This is a genomic window from Embleya sp. NPDC127516 (genome assembly GCF_044765325.1).
Taxonomy (GTDB): Bacteria; Actinomycetota; Actinomycetes; order Streptomycetales; family Streptomycetaceae; genus Embleya.
On record NZ_JBIWJT010000012.1, the window covers coordinates 233,597 to 258,442 of the forward strand.

Annotated in this window: 21 protein-coding genes; 12 read left to right on the top strand and 9 right to left on the bottom strand. The window is 71.6% G+C overall.

From position 1 onward, the window contains the following. Positions 1-48 precede the first annotated feature (48 nt). A complete protein-coding gene (locus tag ACIRL2_RS24520; protein WP_395866841.1) occupies positions 49-2,571 on the top strand; it encodes an ATP-dependent Clp protease ATP-binding subunit in 2,523 nt (840 codons plus the stop codon). A gap of 143 nt (positions 2,572-2,714) precedes the next feature. On the opposite strand, the gene ACIRL2_RS24525 is transcribed toward ACIRL2_RS24520, so the two are convergent. After that, a complete protein-coding gene (locus ACIRL2_RS24525) occupies positions 2,715-4,907 on the bottom strand; it encodes an MMPL family transporter (RefSeq protein ID WP_402234528.1) in 2,193 nt (730 codons plus the stop codon). Positions 4,908-5,052: 145 nt separating this feature from the next. On the opposite strand from ACIRL2_RS24525, the gene ACIRL2_RS24530 reads away from it, so the two are divergent. From ACIRL2_RS24530 to ACIRL2_RS24545, 4 genes are all read left to right on the top strand, one after another. Beyond that, positions 5,053-5,742: a TetR/AcrR family transcriptional regulator gene (locus ACIRL2_RS24530; protein WP_402234530.1), complete on the top strand. Its 690-nt coding sequence runs from the start codon at positions 5,053-5,055 to the stop codon at positions 5,740-5,742. Positions 5,743-5,816: 74 nt separating this feature from the next. Beyond that, the gene (locus ACIRL2_RS24535) at positions 5,817-6,569 is read left to right on the top strand and encodes an SDR family NAD(P)-dependent oxidoreductase (protein WP_402234532.1); all 753 of its coding nucleotides are present in this window, start codon (positions 5,817-5,819) and stop codon (positions 6,567-6,569) included. Between the two features lie 142 nt (positions 6,570-6,711). After that, the gene (locus ACIRL2_RS24540) at positions 6,712-7,752 is read left to right on the top strand and encodes an NAD(P)-dependent alcohol dehydrogenase (protein ID WP_402234534.1); all 1,041 of its coding nucleotides are present in this window, start codon (positions 6,712-6,714) and stop codon (positions 7,750-7,752) included. A 104-nt stretch (positions 7,753-7,856) separates the two neighbouring features. Next, positions 7,857-8,207: a tetratricopeptide repeat protein gene (locus ACIRL2_RS24545; RefSeq protein WP_395866851.1), complete on the top strand. Its 351-nt coding sequence runs from the start codon at positions 7,857-7,859 to the stop codon at positions 8,205-8,207. A 3-nt stretch (positions 8,208-8,210) separates the two neighbouring features. Here ACIRL2_RS24545 and ACIRL2_RS24550 read toward each other — a convergent pair whose 3' ends face one another. The 3 genes from ACIRL2_RS24550 to ACIRL2_RS24560 all read right to left on the bottom strand — a co-directional run bounded on the left by ACIRL2_RS24550 (position 8,211) and on the right by ACIRL2_RS24560 (position 11,011). Continuing rightward, positions 8,211-8,891, bottom strand: coding sequence for a lysoplasmalogenase (locus ACIRL2_RS24550; protein ID WP_395866853.1), 681 nt, complete (start codon positions 8,889-8,891; stop codon positions 8,211-8,213). Further along, positions 8,888-9,748 carry a sterol desaturase family protein gene (locus tag ACIRL2_RS24555; protein ID WP_395866855.1) on the bottom strand — a complete coding sequence of 287 codons (861 nt, stop codon included), beginning with the start codon at positions 9,746-9,748 and terminating at the stop codon, positions 8,888-8,890. Before ACIRL2_RS24555 ends, ACIRL2_RS24550 begins: the two co-directional genes overlap by 4 nt. A gap of 153 nt (positions 9,749-9,901) precedes the next feature. Further along, complete coding sequence (locus tag ACIRL2_RS24560; protein ID WP_402234536.1) at positions 9,902-11,011, bottom strand: DUF2382 domain-containing protein; 1,110 nt, start codon at positions 11,009-11,011, stop codon at positions 9,902-9,904. 320 nt (positions 11,012-11,331) lie between these two features. On the opposite strand from ACIRL2_RS24560, the gene ACIRL2_RS24565 reads away from it, so the two are divergent. Beyond that, on the top strand, positions 11,332-11,547 hold the full coding sequence (locus ACIRL2_RS24565) for a hypothetical protein (RefSeq protein ID WP_402234538.1): 216 nt from the start codon (positions 11,332-11,334) through the stop codon (positions 11,545-11,547). 168 nt (positions 11,548-11,715) lie between these two features. Next, entirely contained in the window at positions 11,716-12,183 is a 468-nt protein-coding gene (locus ACIRL2_RS24570) for a GNAT family N-acetyltransferase (RefSeq protein WP_402234540.1), read from the top strand. A 10-nt stretch (positions 12,184-12,193) separates the two neighbouring features. On the opposite strand, the gene ACIRL2_RS24575 is transcribed toward ACIRL2_RS24570, so the two are convergent. Next, entirely contained in the window at positions 12,194-12,430 is a 237-nt protein-coding gene (locus ACIRL2_RS24575; protein ID WP_395866860.1) for a hypothetical protein, read from the bottom strand. Between the two features lie 444 nt (positions 12,431-12,874). Here ACIRL2_RS24575 and ACIRL2_RS24580 point away from each other — a divergent pair, with 444 nt between their 5' ends. Continuing rightward, the gene (locus tag ACIRL2_RS24580) at positions 12,875-14,695 is read left to right on the top strand and encodes a hypothetical protein (RefSeq protein ID WP_395866862.1); all 1,821 of its coding nucleotides are present in this window, start codon (positions 12,875-12,877) and stop codon (positions 14,693-14,695) included. Here ACIRL2_RS24580 and ACIRL2_RS24585 read toward each other — a convergent pair. Further along, positions 14,619-15,572 (bottom strand): A/G-specific adenine glycosylase, encoded by a 954-nt coding sequence (locus ACIRL2_RS24585; RefSeq protein WP_402234542.1) that lies wholly within the window; start codon positions 15,570-15,572, stop codon positions 14,619-14,621. The genes ACIRL2_RS24580 and ACIRL2_RS24585 overlap by 77 nt on opposite strands. Before the next feature lie 181 nt (positions 15,573-15,753). On the opposite strand from ACIRL2_RS24585, the gene ACIRL2_RS24590 reads away from it, so the two are divergent. Then, positions 15,754-16,596, top strand: a complete 843-nt coding sequence (locus ACIRL2_RS24590) for a hypothetical protein (RefSeq protein WP_395866866.1) — start codon at positions 15,754-15,756, stop codon at positions 16,594-16,596. A gap of 97 nt (positions 16,597-16,693) precedes the next feature. Here ACIRL2_RS24590 and disA read toward each other — a convergent pair whose 3' ends face one another. Both disA and radA read right to left on the bottom strand, forming a co-directional pair. Next, complete coding sequence (gene disA / locus ACIRL2_RS24595) at positions 16,694-17,803, bottom strand: DNA integrity scanning diadenylate cyclase DisA (RefSeq protein WP_020549623.1); 1,110 nt, start codon at positions 17,801-17,803, stop codon at positions 16,694-16,696. A 349-nt stretch (positions 17,804-18,152) separates the two neighbouring features. Beyond that, entirely contained in the window at positions 18,153-19,544 is a 1,392-nt protein-coding gene (gene radA, locus ACIRL2_RS24600; protein ID WP_395866868.1) for a DNA repair protein RadA, read from the bottom strand. Between the two features lie 133 nt (positions 19,545-19,677). Here radA and ACIRL2_RS24605 point away from each other — a divergent pair, with 133 nt between their 5' ends. Both ACIRL2_RS24605 and ACIRL2_RS24610 read left to right on the top strand, forming a co-directional pair. Continuing rightward, complete coding sequence (locus tag ACIRL2_RS24605; protein WP_402234545.1) at positions 19,678-21,186, top strand: hypothetical protein; 1,509 nt, start codon at positions 19,678-19,680, stop codon at positions 21,184-21,186. Between the two features lie 116 nt (positions 21,187-21,302). Next, positions 21,303-22,961, top strand: a complete 1,659-nt coding sequence (locus tag ACIRL2_RS24610; protein WP_402234547.1) for a hypothetical protein — start codon at positions 21,303-21,305, stop codon at positions 22,959-22,961. 52 nt (positions 22,962-23,013) lie between these two features. Here the strand turns inward: ACIRL2_RS24610 and ACIRL2_RS24615 are convergent, their stop codons facing one another. After that, positions 23,014-23,757, bottom strand: a complete 744-nt coding sequence (locus tag ACIRL2_RS24615) for a hypothetical protein (RefSeq protein WP_395866874.1) — start codon at positions 23,755-23,757, stop codon at positions 23,014-23,016. A 106-nt stretch (positions 23,758-23,863) separates the two neighbouring features. Here ACIRL2_RS24615 and ACIRL2_RS24620 point away from each other — a divergent pair, with 106 nt between their 5' ends. Next, a complete protein-coding gene (locus ACIRL2_RS24620; RefSeq protein ID WP_395866876.1) occupies positions 23,864-24,790 on the top strand; it encodes a Ppx/GppA family phosphatase in 927 nt (308 codons plus the stop codon). Positions 24,791-24,846 lie beyond the last annotated feature (56 nt).

Below are 24,846 nucleotides of genomic sequence, written 5' to 3' on the forward strand. Positions count from 1 at the left end.
GGAGGGGACCGTCCCCGATCTGCACGACCGCTCTGAGGAGCGATAACGATGTTCGAGAGGTTCACCGACCGCGCGCGGCGGGTTGTCGTCCTGGCTCAGGAGGAGGCCCGGATGCTCAACCACAACTACATCGGTACTGAGCACATCCTCCTCGGCCTCATCCACGAGGGTGAGGGCGTCGCTGCGAAGGCCCTGGAGAGCCTCGGCATCTCGCTTGAGGCAGTGCGTCAGCAGGTTGAGGAGATCATCGGCCAGGGCCAGCAGGCTCCGTCCGGTCACATCCCCTTCACGCCCCGTGCGAAGAAGGTCCTCGAGCTGTCGCTTCGCGAGGCGCTCCAGCTCGGCCACAACTACATCGGCACGGAGCACATCCTTCTGGGCCTGATCCGCGAGGGCGAGGGCGTCGCCGCCCAGGTCCTCGTGAAGCTCGGCGCCGACCTCAACCGGGTCCGCCAGCAGGTCATCCAGCTGCTCTCCGGCTACTCGAGCGGCAAGGAATCCGCCGCTCCGGGCGGAAGCGGCCAGGAGGGGACTCCGTCGACGTCCCTCGTGCTCGACCAGTTCGGGCGCAACCTGACCCAGGCGGCGCGCGAGGGCAAGCTCGACCCCGTCATCGGGCGAGAGAAGGAAATCGAGCGGGTCATGCAGGTGCTGTCCCGCCGCACCAAGAACAACCCCGTCCTGATCGGCGAGCCCGGCGTCGGCAAGACCGCCGTCGTCGAGGGCCTGGCCCAGGCGATCGTCAAGGGCGAGGTGCCCGAGACGCTCAAGGACAAGCAGCTCTACACGCTGGACCTCGGCGCGCTGGTGGCGGGTTCCCGCTACCGAGGCGACTTCGAGGAGCGGCTGAAGAAGGTGCTCAAGGAGATCCGCACCCGAGGCGACATCATCCTGTTCATCGACGAGCTGCACACGCTCGTCGGCGCGGGTGCGGCCGAAGGCGCGATCGACGCGGCGAGCATCCTCAAGCCGATGCTGGCGCGAGGTGAGCTGCAGACGATCGGCGCGACCACGCTCGACGAGTACCGCAAGCACCTGGAGAAGGACGCGGCGCTCGAGCGCCGGTTCCAGCCGATCCAGGTCGCGGAACCGTCCCTGCCGCACACGATCGAGATCCTCAAGGGTCTGCGCGACCGCTACGAGGCGCACCACCGCGTGTCGATCACCGACCAGGCCCTGGTGGCCGCGGCGACGCTCGCGGACCGGTACATCTCCGACCGGTTCCTGCCGGACAAGGCGATCGACCTCATCGACGAGGCCGGCTCGCGGATGCGCATCCGGCGCATGACCGCACCGCCGGACCTGCGCGAGTTCGACGAGAAGATCGCCAACGTGCGTCGGGACAAGGAGTCCGCGATCGACGCGCAGGACTTCGAGAAGGCCGCGTCCCTGCGCGACAGCGAGAAGAAGCTGCTCGCCGACAAGGCGAAGCGGGAGAAGGAGTGGAAGGCCGGCGACATGGACGTCGTGGCCGAGGTCGACGAGGAACTGATCGCTGAGGTCCTCTCGACCGCCACCGGCATCCCGGTCTTCAAGCTGACCGAGGAGGAGTCGGCCCGTCTGCTCCGCATGGAGGACGAGCTGCACAAGCGGGTCATCGGCCAGAAGGACGCCATCAAGGCGCTCTCCCAGGCCATTCGGCGCACCCGCGCCGGACTCAAGGACCCGAAGCGTCCCGGTGGTTCGTTCATCTTCGCCGGCCCGTCCGGTGTCGGTAAGACCGAGCTGTCCAAGACGCTCGCCGAGTTCCTCTTCGGCGACGAGGACGCGCTCATCCAGCTCGACATGAGCGAGTTCTCCGAGAAGCACACGGTGTCCCGGCTGTTCGGTTCGCCGCCCGGATATGTGGGTTACGAAGAGGGCGGCCAGCTCACCGAGAAGGTGCGCCGCAAGCCTTTCTCGGTGGTTCTGTTCGACGAGGTCGAGAAGGCCCACCCGGACATCTTCAACTCGCTGCTGCAGATTCTGGAGGACGGTCGCCTGACCGATTCCCAGGGTCGGGTGGTGGACTTCAAGAACACCGTCATCATCATGACGACCAACCTCGGTACGCGGGACATCTCGAAGGGCTTCGGCCTCGGTTTCTCCGGATCGTCCGACGTCAAGACCGGTTACGACCGGATGAAGGCGAAGGTCAACGAAGAGCTGAAGCAGCACTTCCGTCCCGAGTTCCTCAACCGTGTCGACGACACGATCGTCTTCCACCAGCTTTCCGAGGAAGACATCATCCAGATCGTCGACCTGATGATCGCCAAGGTGGACGAGCGGCTGCGCGATCGGGACATGGGCATCGAGCTCCGTCCGGCCGCCAAGGCCCTGCTCGCCAAGCGGGGCTACGACCCGCTGCTGGGTGCCCGTCCGCTCCGGCGGACGATCCAGCGCCAGATCGAGGACAACCTCTCCGAGAAGATCCTCTACGGCGAGCTGCGCTCCGGGTCGATCATCGTGGTCGACACCGAGGGTGAGGGCAAGGACGAGCAGTTCACCTTCGAGGGCATGGAGAAGGCCCCGCTGCCGGACGCGCCGCCCATCGAGGCGACCGGCTCGGGCCCGAACCTGACCAAGGAGTAGTCGGCCGCGGGAGACCGCACACGACGAAGGGGCCGCCCCCGGGAAGTACTACCCGGGGGCGGCCCCTTTTCGCGTGACGACCGTGGTGGACGACCGTCGTCGGCGACCGGCGTGGTGTCCGGTACGACGACCGGCGCGAGGGATCAGCGCACGCCGTCGGCCACGTGCTCGTCGACCCTGTCCGCGCTACCCGACCGGGCCGGCGGCGCGGCCGACTCCGCCGGTTCCGCGGCCGACTCGCGCAGGCCCACCCGGTCGTGCAGCCGGCGCAGGACCCGCGGGGAGTACCACGCGTGCCGACCCAGGAGGCGCATCGCGGCCGGCACCAGCACGCCGCGGACCAGGGTCGCGTCCAGGAGGATCGCCAGCGCCGCGCCGAAGCCGAACAACTGCAGGAAGCTCACGCTGCTGGTCAGGAAGGCCACGAAGGTCACCGCGAGCAGCGCGGCGGCGGTGGTGACGATCCGTCCGGTGCGGCCCAGGCCGTGCCGGACCGCGTCCTCGTCGGATTCGCCGGCGTCGTGCAGTTCCTTGATCCGGCTGGTCACGAACACCTCGTAGTCCATGGACAGGGCGAACGCGATGCAGAACAACAACACCGTCATCGACGTGTCCATGGGCAGCGGTGTGAAGCCCAGCAGGCCGGAGAGATGCCCGTCCTGGAAGACCCACACGGTGACGCCGACCGCGGCCACGATGCTGATTCCGTTCAGGAGCAGCGCGCGCAGCGGTTGCAGGATGCTCCCGGTGAACAGGAACAGCAGGACGAACGTGCTGAGCACGATCAGCCCGAAGGCCAGCGGCAGCCGGTCGCCGATCGAGGTCTTGGTGTCGACCAGGCGCGCGTCCGTGCCGCCGACCAGGGCCTCGGTGCGCTCCGGCGCCGGGATCGAGCGGACGTCGCGGACCAGGTCCTGCGCGGCGTCCGACTTGGCGGGCAGTGTGGTGATCACGGACAGCAGGCGGGCGTTCGGCCGGATCCGGTCGGGGCCCGCGCTGTCCACCCGGGTGACGCCGGGCAGCGCGGCGAGGCGCGCGGCGTAGCCGTCCACCGGGGCCTCGGCGCCGGTGCCGAGCAGCACCACGTCCAGCGTGCGGGTGTCGTCGAGGCTGTAGTCCGCGCGCAGCGTGTCGCCGACCTGGCGGGCCTCGGTGCTGGTCGGCAGGACCCGCTCGTCGGGCGTGCCGAACTTGACCCCGAGCAGCGGCGACGCGGCGAACAGCAGCACCGCCACCACCGGCAGCGCGGTGAGCGCGGGCCGGCGGGTGACGAAGCCGGCGAGCCGCGACCACATCGGTGCCTCCGCGCCCTGGACCCCCTTGACGCCCTTGATCCGCATCGACTCGACGCGCGGCCCGAGCACGGTCAGCAGGGCCGGCGCGACGATCAGCGCGGCGAGCGCGGAAATGGCCACCACGCCGATGCCCGCGTAGGCGAAGGAGCGCAGGAAGTACTGCGGGAAGACCAGCAGCACGGCGAGCGCGGCGGCCACCGTCGCGGCGGAGAACAGGATCGTGCGACCCGCGGTGCGCAGCGTGCCGACCACCGCGTCGTGCAGGTCGTGGCCGGCGTGCAGCAGTTCGCGGTGTCGGGCCACGATCAGCAGCGCGTAGTCGATCGCCAGCCCCAGGCCCAGGGCGGTGGTGAGGTTGATCGAGAAGATGGAGACGTCGGTGAGGCTGCCGAGGACGTACAGCTCGGCGAAGGTACCCATGATCGCGATGAAGCCGATCACCAGCGGGACCAGGGCGGCGATCAGGCTGCCGAAGGCCAGCACGAGCAGCAGCAGGGTCAGCGGAACCGCGATCGACTCGGCGATCGCCAGGCTCTTGCCGACCTGGCCGTTGACCGCCGGGCCGATCGAGGCGTCGCCGCCTATGCGCACCTTGAGCGGACTGTCCGGGGGCAACTGGGCGCTCTTGGGCAGTTCGCTGACGTCTTCCTCGACCGAATGGGCGACGAGCAGCGCGCCGCGGCCCCCGTCGGCCTTGAGGCCGGGTGCATTGGTGGTCCAGTACGAGGCCACCTGGTCGAAGCCCGGCGCGGCGGCGAGGGCCGCGGTGAGCCGGCGGCCGGCGTCCGCGACGGCGGGTGTGTCGACGCCGGAGCCGTCCTTGGCGCGTACCTCGACCACCAGGTTGGGTTGGCCGCCGAAGGTGTCCTCGATCTCGTCCTGGGCCCGCGTCGAGGCCGAGTTCGGCGCGTCGAAGCCGCCCGACTGGAGCTTGCCGAAGGCGCCGAAGCCCACCCCGGCCGCGACGAGCAAGAGCAGTCCGCCGACCACGAGCACCATGCGGGCCCGGCGGAATACGAGATCCCCTAGTCGTTCGAGCATGATCATCGACCTTCCATGTGGTCCCCGGGGGACGGAGGTGCCAGGGTTGGGCAAAACGATGTTGACGCCGATAACAATGTTGGCATTGATAACTTGGCATTGAATGTGCGCAGTGTCAACATGGGGTTGGATCGAACGGAGAACCATGGCAAGCGAGCAAGCCGCCGGCATCTCGGGTCGTCGCGGATACCACCACGGCGACCTGCGCAACGCGCTGACCGAGGCCGCCGTGGAACGGGCCCGGGCGGGCGGCCCGCAGGCGATCGTGCTGCGTGAGGCGGCGCGGGCGACGGGAGTGTCCTCCACCGCCGCCTACCGGCACTTCGCCAACCACCACGAGCTGGTCGTGGCGGTCAAGGATCGCGGCCTGGCGCTGCTCGCGGCGGCGATGCGGGCCGAGTTGGCGAACGGCGAGCCGTGCCCGGACCCGGGCGACGAGGCGATGCGCCGGCTGCGCGCCGCGGGGCTCGGCTATGTGCGCTTCGCGTTCGCCGAGCCCGGCCTGTTCCGGACCATCTTCTACGGGGCCGGCGAGGGCGAGTCGATGGTCGGTCGTCGGCAGGCGGCCCAGGCCGCGGGCGAGGCCGAGGGGCAGCTGCCCGGCACGCCGGACCAGTCGGAGGAGTCCTACGCGCTGATGTCGCAGGCGCTGGACGAACTGGTCGAACTCGGTCGGCTGCCGGCCGAGCGGCGCGAGTACTCGGACGTGGTGATGTGGTCCGCGGTGCACGGCCTGAGCGTGCTGCTGCTCGACACCGAACTGGCCCATCTCCCGGACGGGATCAAGGCGGACATCGTCCGGCGCGGGCTGGATGTGGCCCTGAGCGGCCTCTAGAGGCCCGCCGCGGCATCCCCCATTAGGGCCCGTCCGACGGGCGCCGACGGTCGGGCGCTCGCAGGATCGAAGGCATGAGCGCCGACTTCGCCGACAAGACCGCCATCGTCACCGGTGCCGCCTCGGGCATCGGAGCGGCCATCGCCCGCAGACTGGCCGCCGACGGCGCCGACGTGGTGGTCGCCGACCTCGACGACGTCGGCGCGACCCGCGTGGCCGCCGAGATCGAGGCGGCCGGCGGCAGCGCCCGGGGGATGCGCGTGGACGTGGCCGATCCGGAGTCCTGCGCGCTGCTGGTGCGCGCGGCGGTGGAGGCGTTCGGCGGGCTGCACCTCGCGGTCAACAACGCCGGCATCACCGGTCCGCACGCGCACACCGGCGAATACCCGCCGGACGGCTGGCGCAAGGTGATCGACATCAACCTCAGCGGCGTCTTCTACGGCATGCGCCGGCAGATCCCGGCGATGCTGGAGTCCGGCGGTGGCGCCATCGTCAACATGGCCTCGATCCTGGGCTCGGTCGGCTTCCCGAACGCGGTCGGCTACGTGGCCGCCAAGCACGGCGTACTCGGCCTGACCAAGACCGCCGCGATCGAGTACGCGCAGCGCGGCATCCGGATCAACGCGGTCGGCCCGGGCTTCGTGGAGACCCCGCTGCTCGAGGAGTCCGACGCCGAGGCGCACGCCGCGCTGGCCCGGCTGCACCCGATGGGCCGACTCGGCACGGTCGACGAGGTGGCCGACCCGGTCGCCTTCCTGCTCTCCGATCGGGCCGCGTTCATCACCGGCAGTTACCACCTGGTGGACGGCGGCTACACCGCGCCGTAGCCCGGCCCAGCGGATACCCCCACCCCGTAATCCATTCGGTTGGCGAACAATAGTCTGACAAGTGACGTCGCCGGCCCGCCGTGCCACCCGAGCACCACCCGTGTCATCACTGGGGGCCGGTACGCCGGAAAGGGAGAAACCCATGAAGGCCGTCCAATACGTCGAGTTCGGCAAGCCGGTCGAGGTGCGGGAGATCCCCGCGCCCGAACCGGGCCCCGGTCAGGTACTGCTCGAGGTCACCGCTGCCGGCGTCTGCCACTCCGACATCTTCGTGATGAGTCAGCCCACCGGAAGCTTCGGTCCCGACGCCCCGCTCACCCTGGGCCACGAGGGCGCCGGCATCGTCGCCGCGCTCGGCGACGGGGTCACCGGCGTCGAACTCGGCGACGCGGTCGTCGTCTACGGACCGTGGGGCTGCGGCACCTGCCACGCGTGCGCACAGGGCAAGGAGAACTACTGCGCTCGCGCCGCCGAACTGGGCATCCGGCCGCCGGGACTGGGCGCGCCGGGCGCGCTCGCCGACTACGTGCTGATCGACGACGCCCGCCACCTGGTGCCGATCGGCGACCTGGACCCGGTGCAAACCGTTCCGCTCACCGACGCCGGCCTGACGCCGTACCACGCGATCAAGCGCTCGCTGGACAAGCTCTACGCGGGCAGCACCACCGTGGTCTTGGGCGTCGGCGGCCTCGGCCACATCGGCGTGCAACTGCTGCGCGCGCTCTCCGCCACCCGGGTGATCGCGCTGGACGTGAGCGAGGACAAACTGGAGCTGGCCCGGGCGTCCGGCGCACACCTGGCGATCAAGTCCGACGACAAGGCCGCCGACATCGTCCGGGAGGCCACCGACGGCCTCGGCGCACAGCTCGTGCTCGACTTCGCCGGCGTGCAACCCACCGTCGACCTGGCCGCGAAGTGCGCGGCCACGGAGAGCGACCTGACCATCGTCGGCATCGGCGGCGGCACCCTCCCGGTCGGCTTCGGCCTGATCCCGTTCGAGTGCTCGGTCAGCACGCCCTACTGGGGCACGCGGGCCGAGCTGATCGAGCTGATCGACCTGGCCCGGCGGGGCGCGGTGAGCGCGCACGTGGAGAGGTTCCCGCTCGACCAGGCGCCGGACGTGTACGACCGGCTGCACCACGGCCGGATCAACGGCCGCGCGGTGCTCGTCCCGGGCGCCTGACCCGCCCGCCACCGCGCCGGGATGCCTCGGCCGGAATACCTGGCCGGGGTATTCGGTTCTGCCGGGTGTCCGACGCCGTCACGAGCATCGCGAAGGGAGCCACCGTGACGCTGACCCTGGAGAACTACCGAGTAGCCGAGGCACTGGTCGAGTGGCGCGACCCGCTGGGCGCGCTGCGCCTCCTGGAGCCGGTGCTCGAGGAGGAGCGCGACAACGTGGCCGTGCAGCAACTGGCCGGTCGGGCGTACTTCCTCTCGCTGCAACTGCGCCGGGCCGAGGAGACGCTGCGCCGGGTGATCGAGCTGGACCCGTGTGACGCGTGGGCCACGCACGCGCTCGGCCGGACCCTGGAGCGGGCCGGTCGCGGCGCCGAGGCCGCGCCGTTCCTGCGACTCGCCGCGGCGATGAACCCGGAGCCGGAGTACACCGCGGCGGCCGCGAGGTACGCCGACTGACGCTTAGCCCGACGAGGCGGTGGACCGACGGTCCGCCGCCTCGTTCGTGCCCGGACCGGCGAACGGCCAGGCGGCCCAGGTGAGCGCGAGGAGCAACTGGGCGGCCACGTAGGTGGGCATCACCACCGCGTCCTGACCCGGCACCAGGTCCACGTCGGCGATGCCCAGGGCGATCACCGCGTCCGAGAGCAGGAACAACGCGCCGCCGATCCCGGTCCGCCGGCTCACTCCCGCGGCCCCGACCGCCATCGCGGTGAGCAGCAGGCTGTATCCGAGCACCGGCACCAGCAGGTCGTCCAGACCGCGCCACACCAGCGCCATCATCGCGGCCCACGCGAGCAGGTATCCGACGGCCGTCCGGGCCCGGAACGTGCCGCCCAGGCGCCGGAAGGCGATCAGGTAGCACACGTGCCCGACCGCGAACCCGGCCATGCCGACCATGAAGGTCGCGTCGTGGTCCACGAGCAGCCCGACGTCGCCGACGAACCCGCCCACGAGCGCGCCGATCGCCGGCCCCCGAACGCGCTCGGCGCCGGGCCGGGCGGCCACGCACACGAAGGCGATCAGCACCGGCATCAGCAGCGTCTTGGTGACCCAGCGGGGCCCGTCGACATCGGTCGCGGCGAACACCGTGTCGGCGACGCCGAGCGTCAGGTACGCCGCGACCAGGGCGCGTGCCCTCACGCGGTCGCCCGGGCGACGCTCGCGGGCTCGGCCGCCTCGACCGCGGGCTGCCAGCCGGGACCACGAAACACCCGGCCGAACCGCGTCCGCCAGCCGCGCGCCGCCCGGACGTCACGTGCGATGGCCGCGTACTCGTGGAAGGCCACCCGCAGCGGGTTGTACGTCTCGATGTTCTTGGTGAGCCCGTAGTCCACCGGCTCGCCCTCGGGCTCGAAGCTGCGGAACAGGCGGTCCCACAGGATCAGGATGCCGCCGTAATTGCGGTCCAGGTACTGCCGGTTCGAGCCGTGGTGCACACGGTGGTGCGAGGGCGTGTTGAGGACGAACTCGATCGGCTTCCAGAGCTTGTCGATCCGCTCGGTGTGGATCCAGAACTGGTAGAGCAGGTTGATCGAGAAGGAGGTGACCACCATCGTCAGCGAGAAACCGAGCAGCAACATCGGCCCGATGAACACGATGTGGTGCGCCCCGGTCCAGGTCTGCCGCAGCGCGGTGGAGAGGTTGTAGTGCCGGCTGGAGTGGTGCACGACATGACTGGCCCACAGCAGCCGGATCTCGTGTCCGGCGCGATGCTCCCAGTAGTAGAAGAAGTCGACGCCGACGATCACCAGCACCCACGCCCACCACGTGTTCCCCACCCGCAGCGGGGTCAGCTCGTGCAGCCCGTCCCAGGCCAGGACGGTCAACAACCCCCACCCGAGCCCGGCCGCGATGCTGCCGAGACCCATGGTCAGGCTCGTCGCGGTGTCCTTCACCGCGTACCCGCGCTCGTCGTCGTCGGGGGCGAAGCGGTACGACACCCATTCCACGACCATGAGCAGGGTGAAGGCCGGAATGGCGAACACCGTGAGGTCCATGCCTCGGACCCTACTGGCGAGTAACGCCCGGTGGAAGAGGTGATTTCCCGCGAATTTCCCGAACCGTGCCCCGAGCGGGGCGAAGCCCCCGGACGCCGCCGGAGAAAGGCACCGGGAGACGATCGGGGGCTTCGCGGAGCCGGCCGGACGGCCCTACATGTTCGTGTTCTTGTTCTTGTCCAGCCGTTCGCCCTTGCCGTCGAGGACCTGCACCTTGTCCCCGTCGTGCAACTCGATCCGCTCGCGACGGACCTCCTCGGTCACCCGCTGCTCGCCCTGCACCCTCTTGGAGACGAGCCGGATGCGCTCGACCGGGACGACCTCCTTGCGGACGACCACACGTTCGGCGTGCAGCACGATCTCGTGCGCGTTCTCACGCATGTCCGGCCCGTCCAGCGCGGCACGGCGATTGGAGTTGTCGATCGGTTCGCGAACGATCTCCCACTCCTCGTGCGTCACCGGGACGACCTTGTCCACGCGCTCGGTCTCGATCACCTTGCGCAGCGCCGCGCGCCCGGCCTCGATCGTCTCGACGTGCACGTCCAGCCGCTCCTCGGAGCGGGTCATCGCGTCGTCGGAACCGGCCTTGGCGGACATCGCCGCGCCCCGGGCCGTGCCCGAGTCGGCCGAGGTCGAACGGGTCGTGGTCGAGGAGGACATGCCCGCCTTGGCGGTGTCCGCCTCCATCGCCGGCCGACCGGTCGCGGTGCCGGAGGCCGCGGCCGTGGTCGCGGCGGGCGTACCGATCCGCGTCGGCGGGTCGTTGGTGCGCACCGACGGGTCGTGCTTGCCGGTCAACTCCTCGAAGCCGTTGTCCGAGCCCGCGAGCTGCGACTTGGACATGTCCGGATGCCGGCGCGTCTCGGCCGCGCCGGCGGCACCGGCTGCTCCGCCGGCCGTACCGGCGGTCCCGGTGCCCTCGGTGGTCCCGGTGCGCGTCATGCCGGTCGACGGCGTGACGCTGTAGTGCCGATAGAGGCGAGCCTCCTCCTCCGGCGACAGGTGCTCGTCGGTGCCCAGGCTCGGCGCCTCCTTGACGAGTTCCTTGTCGAAGGGCACACGCAGGTCGTCGCCTTGCATGTCGGCCGGGCCCAGCGGCACGAAGCTCTCGCGGCCGCCGAACATGCCGGTCTTGACGGTGACCCACTCCGGCTCGCCGGTGCGGTCGTCCAGATACACCTGGCCGATGGTCCCGATCTTGCTGCCTTCGGAATCGACGACCTTGCGGCCGATCAGTTCCTGCGGGGTGACGTTCGTCTTCACGAGCCAACGCTCCTGTTCCCGGCGCCGCGACAGGGATGTCGCGACACGGCGGTCGTCGTGTGGGAGCTCCGCTCACCAGCAGACGGCTAATCGGCCGATGCGACAACCGGAGCCGGTCGGGGCGGCGCCCGCCGGGCACCCGTGAAGGGCTGCCAGCAGCGGGAATTCGAGCGGTGATGGATTGTCGGCGAGGACCGTGGATTCACCCGAGTGGGTGAGTGACCGCCGGGGGTCGGCCGGTTACCGGCCGGGCGGACGGGACCGTGGGGTCCCGAGCCCGGGGGCGATCCACCGGGGCGTCGTCCGACAGGATTCGAGCCGTGTGGGAGATCACCGATCACGACGAATTGCTGCGCCGCTGCGATGGTGACGCGATGTGTGTCCGGACCGCGCAGGGGCTGACCGGCGGGCGCCGGGCCTGGGCCGACGCGGACGGAGCGGCCGTGGTGGTGGCCGGGGCCGAGCTGTGCCGACACGACCGGCCGGCGGTGCACGGGCCGCCCGAGGCGCTCGTGTGTACGACGGGCTCGGGATGACCTATCGGCCGGTCAAGGCCGCCGGGCGGTCGGGGCGGGCGGGCTGACGCGACGGGTGGGGCGAGTAGGGCCGGTGGGGCGGGTGGGGTGCTCGGCGGGGCATCCGGCGGCGGATGTGTGGTGCGCGTATATCCCGGTCGAGGCCGTCGCGATTTGTAGGCTTTCGGTATGACCATGACGATCCGCCCGGCGACCGCTCGGGATCTGTCCGGGCTGTTGGCGCTGTATGCCGAGTTCCATCCCGACGACGTGCCTCTGCCGATCGAGGACGCCCATCTGATCTGGGCGGACATCGCCACCCAGCGCGGTCGCACGGTGTTGGTCGCCGATCTGGACGGCATGGTGGCGGGCACCGCCGACTGCGCGGTGTTGCCCAACCTCACGCGGAGTGGCCACCCGATCATGTTCGTGGAGAACGTCGTGGTGGCGTCGACCCACCGGCGACGCGGAATCGGCCGCCGACTGCTGGTCGCCGCCGGCACGGTCGCCGCCGACGCGGGTTGCTACAAGGTGCAACTCCTGTCGGCGGACAGCGCCGAGGTGCTCGCGTTCTATCGGGCCTGCGGCTTCGAGGGCGAGTCGGCGCAGGGCTTTCGCCGCTACCTGCGCGGATCCGCCTCCGGGAACGCGCGCTAGATTCGCCGGTTCATCGGCCGGTGCGCCACGGCCCGCCGGGGGAGCCTTCCGGGGGATCGACCGGTCCGTTGCGCAGCCAGCCGGTGCCTCGGCAGTGCGGGCAGCGGGTGCCGGCCCAGATCGTCGACACCTCGCGGTGTCGGCTGCGGTAGACCCGGCCGGAGGTGTCCAGGCCGGTGCCCTGGCAACCCATGCACTGGATCGCGTCGCCCGCCGTGGGCTCGTCGCGCCCGGAGTCCTCCGTCACCGCGTCCCCCTTCGATCCTCGGTGTGCGCCCGCGACCGAGCCGCATCGCGTTCCGTAGCCGGCGCGTGTACGTCCAGTATTCGCGGGTGGCTCGCCGCGCGCCGGGATTCGGGGCAAAAGGTTCCCGGGCGGGTTCCGGCGGCGGAGGTGGCGATCCGTCCGGCCGGGGGGCCGCCGGGCTCCCGGGCGTCGGTCGACGCCGGCCGGTTCGGGGCGAGGTACGGAAATGCGTTTTCCTGCGGGCTTCGTTACGTTGGAAAAGAATGGATATGGATGTCGAAATGTCGCCGTGCCCACTCGGATGATCGACTCGGTTTTCGATCGCATTGTCGAACGTGGTTCGGGGGCAATTCGGACCGCTAATTTTCCCGATGATATTATCGGGCGGATCGGTGTGCGGGACGACTGGAGTTCGGGGGCAGGACGATGGCCGTAGGAAGCACCTTGGCCGAAAAGAATGAGGCCGAGGGCGCGGCGAATATCGATCCGGAAATGTCGCGAAATAGGCCGTGGCAGCGGCTCGACGCGCGGACCGGATGGGCGATCGCCGTCGTGCTGGTGCCGGCCCTGTTGCTCGGGCTGGCCGGCTTCCGGCGGCGCTGGATCGGCGACGACGGACTGATCTTCGTTCGCGTCTCGCAGCAGATCCTGGACGGGAACGGGCCCAACTTCAACGTGGGCGAGCGCGCCGAGGCGGCGACCTCGACGCTCTGGCCGTGGCTGCTCGCGCTGGTCGGCGGGGTGACCGGGATCGACCTGGTCACCATCGCGGTGTACGGCTCGCTGCTGTGCGCGGTCGGCGGTCTGGCGCTCGCGACCGCGGGAACCCGACGGCTCTACCTCGACCTCCCGGGCGGCGGATGGCCCCTGCCCGCAGGTGCGTTGGCGATCGCCGCGCTGCCGCCGTTCTGGGACTTCGCCACATCCGGCCTGGAGATGGGGCTGATCTTCGTCTGGCTGGGCACGAGTTGGTGTCTGCTGGCCCGACTGGACCGCAACTCCTCGTTCGCGCGCCAGGCGTGCACCTCGTTCGCGCTCGGCATGGGTGTGCTGGTCCGGCCCGACCTCGCGCTGGGCACGATCGTGTTCGCGGTGGCCGCGTGGCTGCTGCTGCGGCCGACCGGCAGGCGGTTGGCCGTGCTCGCGGTGTTCGGCGGTCTGCTGCCGGTGCTCTACCAGATCTTCCGGATGGGCTACTACGGCGTCCTGCTGCCCAACACGGCGATAGCCAAGGAGGGCACCAAGACCGACGTCGGTCGCGGATGGACCTACTTCGAGGACTACGCGAGCCCGTACAACATCTGGGCACCGCTGCTGCTGACCGCGGTCGCGGTCGGGCTGCTGGCCACGATCGGCCGTTCGGTCGGCGACTTCGAGCGCTATCGCATCCGGGTGCTGACCGCGACCGCCCTGGTCGTCGGCACGGTGCTGCTCGGCTACGTGATCGTGGTCGGCGGCGACTTCATGCACGCCCGTCTGTTGCTGCCGGGCACGTTCGCGTTCCTGCTGCCGGTCCTGGTGCTGCCGTTGCAGCGGCTGTACGCGGGTACCGCGGCGGGGCTGGCCGCGTGGTCGCTGGTCTGCGCGGCCTCGATGCGGGTGCCGTACCAGGGCTTCGGGCCGAAGAACATCGAGGACACCCGCTCGTGGTACGTGACCTGGACCGGCGAGGAGAACCCGGTCACCTCGAAGGTCTATCGGGACGCGTTCGTGAAGCGGCTCGAAGGGGTCGGCACGGAGTGGAACAAGGACATCGCGACGCCCGGGGCGCAGTTCGTCTATCTGACCTACTACCACGAGCCCGACAAGTTCTGGATGTTGAACTTCGACTTCCGCTCCGCACCGCTCAAGTACCACGTCCCGATCACCGACTCGGTGGTCTACGGCGCCCTCGGGCAGCCCGCGGTGCTGGTGCCGACGTCGGGTCTGGCGATCGACATCTTCGGTCTGGCGAATCCGCTCGGCGCGCACCTGGACCTCGACTATCGGACCCGGTCCGGGCACGACAAGCTGACCTACATCGAATGGATTCTCGCCGACTTCACCCAGCCGGGTACGCAGCTGGACCTGCGCAATGTCGATCCGGCCAAGGTCGAGGCGGCCCGCCGGGCATTGAACTGCGGCGGTATTCGCGAACTCCAGCAGGCGACCCGCGAACCCATGTCGGTATCGCGGTTCTGGAAGAACCTCACCGGGTCGGTGAAACGGAACTCGATGCGGATTCCGACGAATCCGATCGACGCGGAGAAGAAGTACTGCCGCTGAGCGGCCCGGCGGGCAACCGGTACACGCCCGCCGCCAACGGCTCGACCAGGCCGTCCGCGACCAGCCCGTCCAGTGCCCGCGCGCGTTGGACGGGCTCGTCCCACGCCGCGTCCAACGCGGACTGCGACACCGGTCCGGGGCTATCCCGCAGCACCGCGAGCAACCGCCCGCGGACCTGCCGGTCGGTGCCCGCGTAGGTCTGGCCCCGGCGCGGCGGGCCCTCGTACGCGGGCTTGCCCGCCAGGCGCCACGCGCACAGCGCGGCGACCGGACAGCCCACACACTTGGGCGACTTCGCCGTGCACACCAGCGCACCGAGCTCCATGATCGCCACCGCCCAGGTCGCGGCGGTCTCCGCGGCGGCGGGCAGCAGCGTGGTCGCGGTACGGCGCTCGGCCGGCGTCGTGGCCTGCGGGGGGTACTCGACGCCGTCGATCGCCCGGCCGATCACCCGGCGCACGTTGGTGTCCAGCACGATGTGGCGCTGCCCGAACGCGAACGAGGCGACGGCCGCGGCGGTGTACTCGCCCACCCCGGGCAGCGCGAGCAGGTCCGCGTGGGTGGAGGGGACCTCGCCGTCGTGGCGTTCGACCATCGCGACCGCCGCGCCGTGCAGCCGCAGCGCGCGGCGCGGGTAGCCGAGCCGGCCCCACATCCGCACCGCCTCGCCCGGCTCGTCGGCGGCCAGCGCGGCCGGTGTGGGCCAGCGCCGCAGCCAGGCCTGGTAGACCGGCAACACCCGGACCACGGGGGTCTGTTGCAGCATGAACTCGCTGACCACGACCGCCCACGCGGAAGCGTCGGGGGTTCGCCAGGGCAAATCGCGTCGATGGGCCGAATACCAGTCGAGGATCGGCTCGTGCAGTGCGTGTGACATCTCTCCCCGATCCTCGCACGTTATGGGCGGTCACTCGGGCGAGTGACGGTGGCTTCTGCCCGCAAATGCCGGAATAGGCCTGCGACCAGGGCTTCTTCGGGCACGACACGGCGAGAAATTCCAACGCGTCGGACGGTGTGGCTACACCGGACGGCGTAACGATCTCCCCTAGAGTTTGCGCGTGGACTCGATGCGCCGTCCCGTGGGTCACCTGCCGTCAACCGTGTATTGGCGTCGGCGGGTCGTCGTGCTGCTCGCCCTCGCGCTGTTGATCGCGCTGGTGGCCTGGGCATGCACTGCCGGTGGGGACTCCGACGACAAGAAGAACGCCGCGGACAAGAAGCCGGCCCCGAGCGGCTCGGCCTCGCCCGATCCGAGCGCCATCACGCCGGGGCCCAACCCGACCAATGGCGCCAATCCGCCGATCCCGGGCGGTGGCACCGGTACGCCCGGCGCGGGGACCTCCGGCGCGTCGGCGGGCACGTCCGGCCAGCCCGGCGGGCAACCCGTCCCGAGCGGCGGGCAGTCCGCGGGTACCGCGGGCAACTCCGGCGCGGCGAGTTCCGGCGGGAAGGCCGCGCCGAACGGCGGCACGTGGTGCACGCCGAACATGATCCGGGTGCAGATCCAGCCGGTGGACGCGGGCAAGACGGCCTACAACGCCTCGCAGAACGTGGCGCTCAAGCTGATCGTCACGAATCAGACCGGGCCCACCTGCTACGTCGACCTCGCGCCGAGCCGCGCCTACATCGAGGTGCTCTCCGGCCCCGAGCGGCTGTGGAGTTCGGCCGACTGCGTCGCCGGCGCGGCCACCGACGTGCGGCAGTTGCAGCAGGGCGACGCGCAGGCCGTCTCGATCACTCGCGACTGGTCCTGGACCCGCTCCAACGCCGCGCAGTGCGCGACCAACGGCGGGCAGAGCAAGGCCGCGCCCGCGGACAAGGCCGCCTACCGCGCGAAGGGCACGCTGGCGGGCCTGGAGCCGTCCGGCGAGTTCGTGTTCACCGCGGCGGTGGGCAAGTAGCGGCGATCCGCATCCGAACGACGAAGGAGGGCCCCGGCGCTTGCGCCGGGGCCCTCCTTCGTCGTGTGTGCGACGTCGTGACGTGCGGAGCCCGGGGCTACACGTAGCGCTCCAGGATCGAGGACTCGGCGAGTCGGGACAGCCCCTCGCGCACGCTGCGCGCGCGGGCCTCGCCGACGCCGTCCACGGCCTGGAGGTCGTCGACACTGGCCGCGAGCAGCTTCTGCAGACCGCCGAAGTGCTCCACGAGCCGCTCGATCACCACGGGTGGTAGCCGGGGGACCTTCGCCAGCAGTCGGTAGCCGCGCGGGCTGACCGCCGAGTCGAGCACCTCGTGCCCCGAGGTGAAGCCCAGCGCGCGGGCCACGGTCTGCAGGTCGAGCAGGTCCGCGTGGGCGAGACCGTCCAACTCGGCGAGCACGTCGGCCTCGGTCCGGCCGCGCTTGATCGCGCGCTCGGGCACGTAGTCGCGGGCGACCAGCTTGCGGTCGTCCTCGACGCCCGCGATCAGCTCCTCCAGTTGCAGCGAGAGCAGACGCCCGTCGACGCCCAATTCGGTGACGTAGCCGTCGATCTCGCGGGCGATCAGGCGCACCATCTCCAGTCGCTGGGACACCGCGCACACGTCCCGCACGGTGACCAGGTCCTCGATCTCCAGCGCGGACAGCGTGCCCGACACCTCGTCGAGCCGCAGCTTGTAGCGCTCCAGCGTGGCGAGCGCCTGGTTGGCCCGGGACAGGATCGCCGCCGAGTCCTCCAACACGTGTCGCTTGCCGTTGACGTAGAGCGCGATCAGGCGCATGGACTGGCTCACCGAGACCACCGGGTAGCCGGTCTGCTTGTTGACCCGCTCGGCGGTGCGGTGCCGGGTGCCGGTCTCCTCCGTCGGGATCGACGGGTCCGGGACGAGTTGCACGCCCGCCCGGACGATCTTCGTGCACTCGCGGTCGACCACGACCCCGCCGTCGAGCTTGCACAGCTCGCGCAGCCGGGTCGCGGAGAACTCGACGTCCAGCACGAAACCGCCCGTGGAGAGCGCCTCCACCGCCTTGTCGAAACCGAGCACGATCAGGCCGCCGGTGTTGCCCCGGAGAATGCGCTCCAGGCCGTCGCGCAGGGCGGTGCCCGGGGCCACGGATTGCAGCGCGGCCCTCACGAGGGCCGCGTCGGCACTCGTGCCCTTGTCGGTCCGGTCATTCGTAGCCACAGAACTCCCCGTGGTCGTTGCCATCCTCGGCCGGCCATCGGCCGTCACCCGGGCATTTGCTCCGGTATGCACGGCCGGGAGCGCCTCAGGACCTGCGGTCGACACAGGTCGGCCGCTACGTCGGAAGATCGGTGGAAAAGTCTAGTGCCTCCCGACCGCCGACCGGTCGCCTTATCCGGCCCGAAGCCGTGTTTCGGCACAGGTCGCGCATGCCGTTCCGCTTGTCGAGTATCTCCGAGGCGACGCCCGGTCACTCCTCGGGGCACCCGGAAAGTTGTCGGCCGGCATCGGAGCGTCCCGCCGGTGTCCCCTCCGGGTCCGCTTCCCGGGGTGCCGGCGGGTCGGCCCGTCACTCGCGATCGGGCTTTCGCTCGCGGTGCGACACCAGGTTGAACGCGCGCAGCGCCTCGCGGATGTCGGCCACCTCGATCACCTTCATGCCCTTGGGGACCTTGCCGGGGTCGGGCGGCACCAGCGCGTGGGTGAAGCCGAGCCGGAACGCCTCGGCGAGCCGGCGCTGCACGCCGGTGGCCCGGCGGATCTCGCCCGCGAGGCCGACCTCGCCGATCGCGACCAGCTTGGACGGCAGCGGGTGGTCGGCGGCGGCGCCCGCGAGCGCGAGGGCCGCGGCCAGGTCGGCGGCCGGTTCGGTGAGCTTCACGCCGCCGACGGTGGCGGTGTAGATCTCGGTCTTCTCCAGGCGGACCCCGCCGCGCCGCTCGAGCACCGCGAGCACCATGCCCATCCGGGCCGAGTCCAGCCCCGAGGTGGCCCGACGCGGGGTGGGGATCTGCGACGGCGCCACCAGTGCCTGTACCTCGACCACCAAGGGGCGCTTGCCCTCCAGGGTGACCGTGACGCAGGTGCCGGAGACCGGCTCCTGGCGCTGGGTCAGGAACAGGCCGCTGGGGTCGGTCAGGCCGGTGATGCCCTCGTCGTGCAGCTCGAAGCAGCCGACCTCGTCCGCCGTGCCGTAGCGGTTCTTGATCGCGCGGACCAGGCGCAGCCGGGCGTGTCGGTCGCCCTCGAAGTGCAGCACGACGTCGACCAGGTGCTCCAGCAGGCGCGGGCCGGCGATCGAGCCGTCCTTGGTGACGTGGCCGACCAGGACGGTGGCGATGTTGCGTTCCTTGGCGATCCGGATCAGCGCGCCGGTCACCTCGCGGATCTGCGACACGCCGCCGGGCGCGCCGTCGATCGCGGGCGAGGCGATGGTCTGTACCGAGTCGACCACCAGCAGCGCGGGCTTGACCGCGTCGACGTGGCTGATCAGCGCGGCGAGGTCGGTCTCGGCGGCGAGGTAGAGCTCCTCGTTCAGCGCGCCGATCCGGCCCGCGCGCAGTCGGACCTGGGCGGCCGACTCCTCGCCGGTGATGTAGAGCGTGCGCGCGGCGGGCGAGGCGGACTTGCTCGCCACATCCAGCAGCAGGGTGGACTTGCCGACCCCGGGCTCGCCCGCGAGCAGCACGACCGCGCCCGGGACCAGGCCGCCGCCGAGCACGCGGTCCAGCTCGTCGACGCCGGTCGAACGGAACTTGGCGGTCTGCACGTCGATCCGGCCGATCGGCAGCGCTGCCGTGGTGACCGGGCCGGCGACGATCGAACGGGCCTTGGGCGCGCCGAACTCCTCGACCGTGCCCCACGCGTGGCACTCGTTGCAGCGGCCCAGCCATTTCGGCCCGGTCCAGCCGCATTCGGTGCAGCGGTACGACGGGCGATCCTTCGTAGTGGTCCTGGCCATGCCAGGAACGTTAACGGCCCGCGCCGACATCGATGACCGGCGTCCGGTCGATCACGGTCGGAATGTCTTGATCCTGTCACCGAGCCCGCAAAGAGATGGTGACCATGGGCCGTTCTCCCTACCGTGTGGCGGCATGGCGCGTGGGGACGTTGCGGGGCAGGGGTCGGGGACGACGGACGTGACGGGGGCGGTGCCCGACGCGGTCGCGTTGTACGACGCCCATGGCGACGCCCTGTTCGGCTTCTGCGTGGGGCTCGTGCACGACCCCGAGGTCGCCGTGCGGGTGGTGCGGGACACGCTGGCCGTCGGGCCCGAGCGGATCCGGCTGCTGCGCGAGGCCGGGCGGACCCGGGCGCTGCTGTACGCGCTCGCGCGCGCCGAGTGTGCCCGGGCGGCCGGTGGCCGGCGCGGGCCCGGGGTGGTCGAGCAGGTGTTGGCCGCGGGTGGTGCGGCGTGGACGGTGCCCGACCGGCATCGGCTGCCGCCGCTGGTTCCTTACGCGCTGTGGGCGGTGGACGAGGTCGAGCGGATCGCGCTGGACCTGTGTGTGCGGCACGGCCTGGACGGTGCGGAACTGGCCGATGTGCTGGCGCTGTCCGAGCGGCGGGTGGAGCGCGCGCTGGCACGCGGATGGGCGCAGTTCGAGCAGGCGCTGGCGGTGTACGCGGTGGCCACGCACGCGCGCCGGGACTGCCCCGAGCTCGCGTTGTTGTTGCCGGACGAGGGCGCGGCGGTGGAGGCGACGTTGCGCCCGCCGCTGTACCTGCACGTGGACTCGTGCCCGGACTGCGTGGCGCTGCGACCGGGCGAGGTGGACGCGCGGGAGCTGTTGGCGGCGGGCGGATCGCCCGCCGCGCCGTACTCGATCCGGACCGAGTTGCTCGTGAACGGGACGGCGGCCTTCGGTGGGTGGGGCGGTGTCGGCGCGTCGGCCGACCGCGGCGCCTTCCCGAGGGGGACCGGCCGGCCCCGTTCGCGGGTGCCGATGGTGGTGGCGTGCGCGGTCGTCGCGGCGCTGGTGTCGACGCTGGGCGTGCTGGTGCGGCCGGGGGCCGGGGGTGAGGGCACGCCGGTGGCGCTGGGGTCGGCCCAGGTGCCGGATCAGCCCGCGGCCGTGCACCCGCCGGCGGCGCCCTCGGTCGCGCCGAGCAGCGCGTCCGTGCCCGGGCCGACCGCGTCGCGTGGCCCGACCGCGCTGCCGAGCACGCGCGCCGGCAGCGCGAAGCCGACCACCCGGAGCAGCAGGAGCGCCAAGCCCCCGGCGGGCGGCCCGGCTTCGGCGGCCGGCCTTCCGGTGAACCGGCCCCGGTCGCTGGGCTCCACCGAGGGCAATCCGGCGCCCCGGGGCACGCTCGCGTGGTCGAGCCGTGTGCTGGAGCTGGGGTCCGACGGCGCCGCGCGGGTCGTGCGGCTCACCGCCGAGAACGGACCGGTCACGTGGTCCCTGGGCATATCGGAAAATGATTGGCTCACGGCGAGTCCGAATTCCGGAACGCTGGCCAACGGCCAGTCGATATCGATCACGATCTCGGCGAATCCGGACATGGCACCGGCCGCCACGTGGGAAGTGAGCGTTTCGGCGAATCCGACGGGGGTTTCGCTCGCGGTCCGTGGTCCGGGGCGTCGCGTGGACGCTCGATGAAAAATCCGGCCAAAGGTGACGGACATTCACTCGAAAGTATGATTGTCGACCTCGAAAGGCGTATGAAAGTGCAAATCACCTGAGTCGGCGGCTCTCGGACACCTACGTTCACGAGCGTGAAGGATTCGGTAACCGGCCCGGCGGCTGCCCCGGGAGGGGCTCCTTGCTCCACTCCCCCCGCCGCGGTGCTCTCGTGGGGACGCGCCGCCTACGACGCCTACGCCGAAGGGCTCTACACCTACTGCCTCTCGGTGCTGCGCGATCATCGGGCGGCTGCGGAGTCACTGCGCAGCACCTTCGTGCTGGCCGACCGTCACATCGGCCGGCTCCCCGACCTGGACCTGCTCAAACCGTGGCTGTACGCGCTCGCCCGCTACGAGTGCCTGGTCCGTCTGGACGCGCACGTGCGGGTGGGCAGCGGCCCCGCGCGGCCCGAGGACGTGCGGGTGGTGTGGGCGCACGAGCGCTGCCTGCCGCCGGCCTCGGACGCCGACGATCCCGTCGACCTGTTCCCGGGCACCGAGGCCGGTCGCGCCTCCGCGCGGCCCGGCGACCTGGACGAACTCGCCTGGCCCGAGGCCGTGGGCCTGACCCCGGAGCGGCGCGAGGCGCTGGAGTTGTCGGTGCGGCACGGGCTCGACCCACGCGGGCTGGCCGCCGTGCTCGGCTGCGACGAGCAACACGCCCGCAGCCTGCTCCTGGGCGCCGGCCGCGAGGTGGACCGCACCCGGGCGGCGGTCGCGGGCGCCGCGGCCTCGCACGGGTGCGCGGAGGGCCGGGAACTGGCCGGCGCGCGGCTCACCTCCGCGTTGCGCGAGCGGCTGATCGCGCACGTCGAGACATGTCGGCGGTGCGGACCGCGGGTGCGCCGCGCCGCGACCTGCCTGGCGCCGACCACCGGCGCGGCGGCGGCCCCGGTCGGGCTCGCGCTGATCGCCCCGCCGGCGGCGCTGCGGATCGAGGTGTTGGGCGAGGTGGGCAAAGGGCGCTCGGCCCAGCGCCCGCCGGAGCTCGCCCGTCGGGTCGCCGAGTTCGACCGGGCAGGCTTCCCGGTCTTTCGCGCCCGCGTGGTCGAGCGCGGCAATCGCCGCCGGGCCACGGTGATCGCGGCGGTCGTGGTGGCCGCGGTCGTCGCCGCGCCGGCGCTGGCCCTGTGGCAGGCGTCCGGCGGGTCGGCCGGGGAGTCGAGCGCCAAGGCCGTCACGATCGCGTCGGCGCGGGCGGACGGCCCGAACGGCCCCGTCGCGCTCACACCACCGATCGGGCCCGCGCGCTCGCCGGCGGCGGCGACGATGAGTCCCGCGGTGGCCGACACACCCCACGGGAACGGCTTCGCGCCGATCTCCCCGGCCGGGTCGCCCGCCGCGGGACCGGCCGAGGTCGCGCCCGGGGCGGTCCCGTCACCGCCCGCGCCGGCCGGCGTGCCGAGTGCCACGCCGCCCCTGGTCACGGTCACCTCCACCGGTGATCGCACGGTCGTCACGCTGCGCAACGCCGGCCCGGTGCCGGTCGCCTGGCAGGTCGGGACGGCGGCGCCCTGGTTGCGGCTGAGCCACACACACGGCACGCTCGCCCCCGGACAGCGGGACACCGTCACCGTCTCGGTCGACGCCGAGCGGGCCCCTCGGGGGTCGTGGGTGGCCAAGGTGGAGGTGGATCCGGGCGACGTGGTGGTCACCATCGAGGGCCGCACGGGCGAGACGACCTCCCCGAGCGTCCCGCCGAGCACGACGCCCGCGAGCACCACGAGCGCCGGCCCCGAGCCGACCGGCTGAACGGTCCCGAGACCGGATCCGGCACCGGCCCCGCGACCGGATCCGGCACCGCTCAGACGACCGGATCCGCCGGGTGCGGCGCGATCGGCCGCCCGCCCGCCAGCCGGGTCTCGCAGGCCGCGACCAGCACCGCGTACGCCGCCTCGCCCATCAGCTCGCGCAGTTCCGGACCGTACGACAGATAGACCGGCTCGCCCGCGCCGTGCGCCTCGGTGCTCCCGGTGCACCACCAGTGCAGGTCGTGCCCGCCCGGTCCCCACCCCCGCCGGTCGTACTCGCCGATGGTCACCATCAGCACGCGGGTCTCGTCCGGCCGGTCGATCCAGTCGTAGGTGCGCCGGACCGGCAGTTGCCAGCACACGTCCGGCTTGGTCTCCAGCGGGTGCACACCCTCGCGCAGCGCGAGCGCGTGCAGCGAACAGCCGGTGCCGCCGGCGAACCCGGGACGGTTCAGGAACACACACGCCCCGTCCACCAGGCGGGTGCGCTTGTCGCCGTCCTCGAACTCGCTGACGCCCTGCTCCAGGGCCAGGTCGTGGAACTGCCAGGTCTGCGGGGTCAGCCGTTCCGCCCAGGCCAGCACGCGCTTCTCGTCGTCCTCGTCCGACCAGTGCGCGCCCAGCGAGCAGCACCCGTCCGGCGCGCGGCCGGCCACGACGCCGTGACAACCGGCGCCGAAGATGCACTGCCAACGCGACGTCAGCCAGGTCAGGTCGCAACGAAAGAGTTGATCGGCGTCCTCGGGGTCGGGGAATTCGAACCAAGCGCGCGGAAAATCCAGGTCTACCTCAGGCACGGGACAAGCCTAGGGCTCGGCGCGGGGTGGTCCGTCGGGCAAAGGTGTGGCAACCGAGGGAACGCCCCCGCTCGCGCGCCGGGGGCGACGGATTACCTTCGTGACCATGCGACTCGGTGTTCTCGACGTGGGCTCCAATACGGTCCACCTGCTCGTGGTCGACGCCCATCAGGGTGCTCGGCCTCTTCCCGCGTACTCGCACAAGCGCGAACTGCGCCTGGCGGAGCTCCTGGAGCCGGACGGGAGCATCGCCCCGCACGGGGTGGATCTGCTGGTGCGGACGATGGCGGCGGCCCTGGAGGTCGCCGAGGACAAGGGCGTCGAAGACCTGCTGCCGTTCGCCACGTCCGCGGTGCGCGAGGCGGCCAACTCCGAGGCGGTGCTCGATCGGGTGCGCCGCGAGACCGGCGTGGACCTCCAGGTGCTCACCGGCGCCGACGAGGCGCGACTGACCTTCCTGGCGGTCCGCCGCTGGTTCGGCTGGTCCTCGGGCCGGCTGCTCGTGCTCGACATCGGCGGCGGTTCGCTGGAGATCGCGGCGGGCGTGGACGAGGAGCCGGACGCGGCGGCCTCGCTGCCGCTGGGCGCGGGCCGGCTGACCCGGGCCTGGCTGCACACCGATCCGCCCTCGCCGGACGAGATGCGGGTGCTGCGCAAGCACGTACGCGCGGAGATCGCACGCACGGTCGCCGAGTTCAGCCGGCTCGGCCGGCCCGACCACGTGGTGGCCACGTCCAAGACGTTCAAGCAACTGGCCCGGATCGCCGGCGCGCCGGCCTCGGGCGAGGGGCCCTACGTCAAGCGCTCGCTCAGCCGGGCCGGACTGGCCGACTGGCTGCCCCGGCTCGCGGCGATGACCTCGGCCGAGCGGGCCGCCCTGCCGGGGGTGTCCGTGGGCCGGGCGCCCCAACTGGTCGCGGGCGCGATAGTGGCCGACGCGGCGTTGGACCTGTTCAACGTGAGCGCGCTGGAAGTGTGTCCGTGGGCCCTGCGCGAGGGCATCATCCTGCGCCGGCTGGACTGGATGGACTGACCCGCCGCTCACCCGGATGCCGTGGTCCGGCCCCCGGTTCGGACGCACCGATGCGC

Coding starts and splice junctions, on each gene's coding strand:
- radA (WP_395866868.1), bottom strand. CDS start 19,544: ATGGCCAGGACCACTACGAAGGATCGCCCGTCGTACCGCTGCACCGAA.
- ACIRL2_RS24605 (WP_402234545.1), top strand. CDS start 19,678: ATGGCGCGTGGGGACGTTGCGGGGCAGGGGTCGGGGACGACGGACGTG.
- ACIRL2_RS24585 (WP_402234542.1), bottom strand. CDS start 15,572: ATGTCACACGCACTGCACGAGCCGATCCTCGACTGGTATTCGGCCCAT.
- ACIRL2_RS24540 (WP_402234534.1), top strand. CDS start 6,712: ATGAAGGCCGTCCAATACGTCGAGTTCGGCAAGCCGGTCGAGGTGCGG.
- ACIRL2_RS24520 (WP_395866841.1), top strand. CDS start 49: ATGTTCGAGAGGTTCACCGACCGCGCGCGGCGGGTTGTCGTCCTGGCT.
- ACIRL2_RS24535 (WP_402234532.1), top strand. CDS start 5,817: ATGAGCGCCGACTTCGCCGACAAGACCGCCATCGTCACCGGTGCCGCC.
- ACIRL2_RS24620 (WP_395866876.1), top strand. CDS start 23,864: ATGCGACTCGGTGTTCTCGACGTGGGCTCCAATACGGTCCACCTGCTC.
- ACIRL2_RS24555 (WP_395866855.1), bottom strand. CDS start 9,748: ATGGACCTCACGGTGTTCGCCATTCCGGCCTTCACCCTGCTCATGGTC.
- ACIRL2_RS24525 (WP_402234528.1), bottom strand. CDS start 4,907: ATGCTCGAACGACTAGGGGATCTCGTATTCCGCCGGGCCCGCATGGTG.
- ACIRL2_RS24530 (WP_402234530.1), top strand. CDS start 5,053: ATGGCAAGCGAGCAAGCCGCCGGCATCTCGGGTCGTCGCGGATACCAC.
- ACIRL2_RS24570 (WP_402234540.1), top strand. CDS start 11,716: ATGACCATGACGATCCGCCCGGCGACCGCTCGGGATCTGTCCGGGCTG.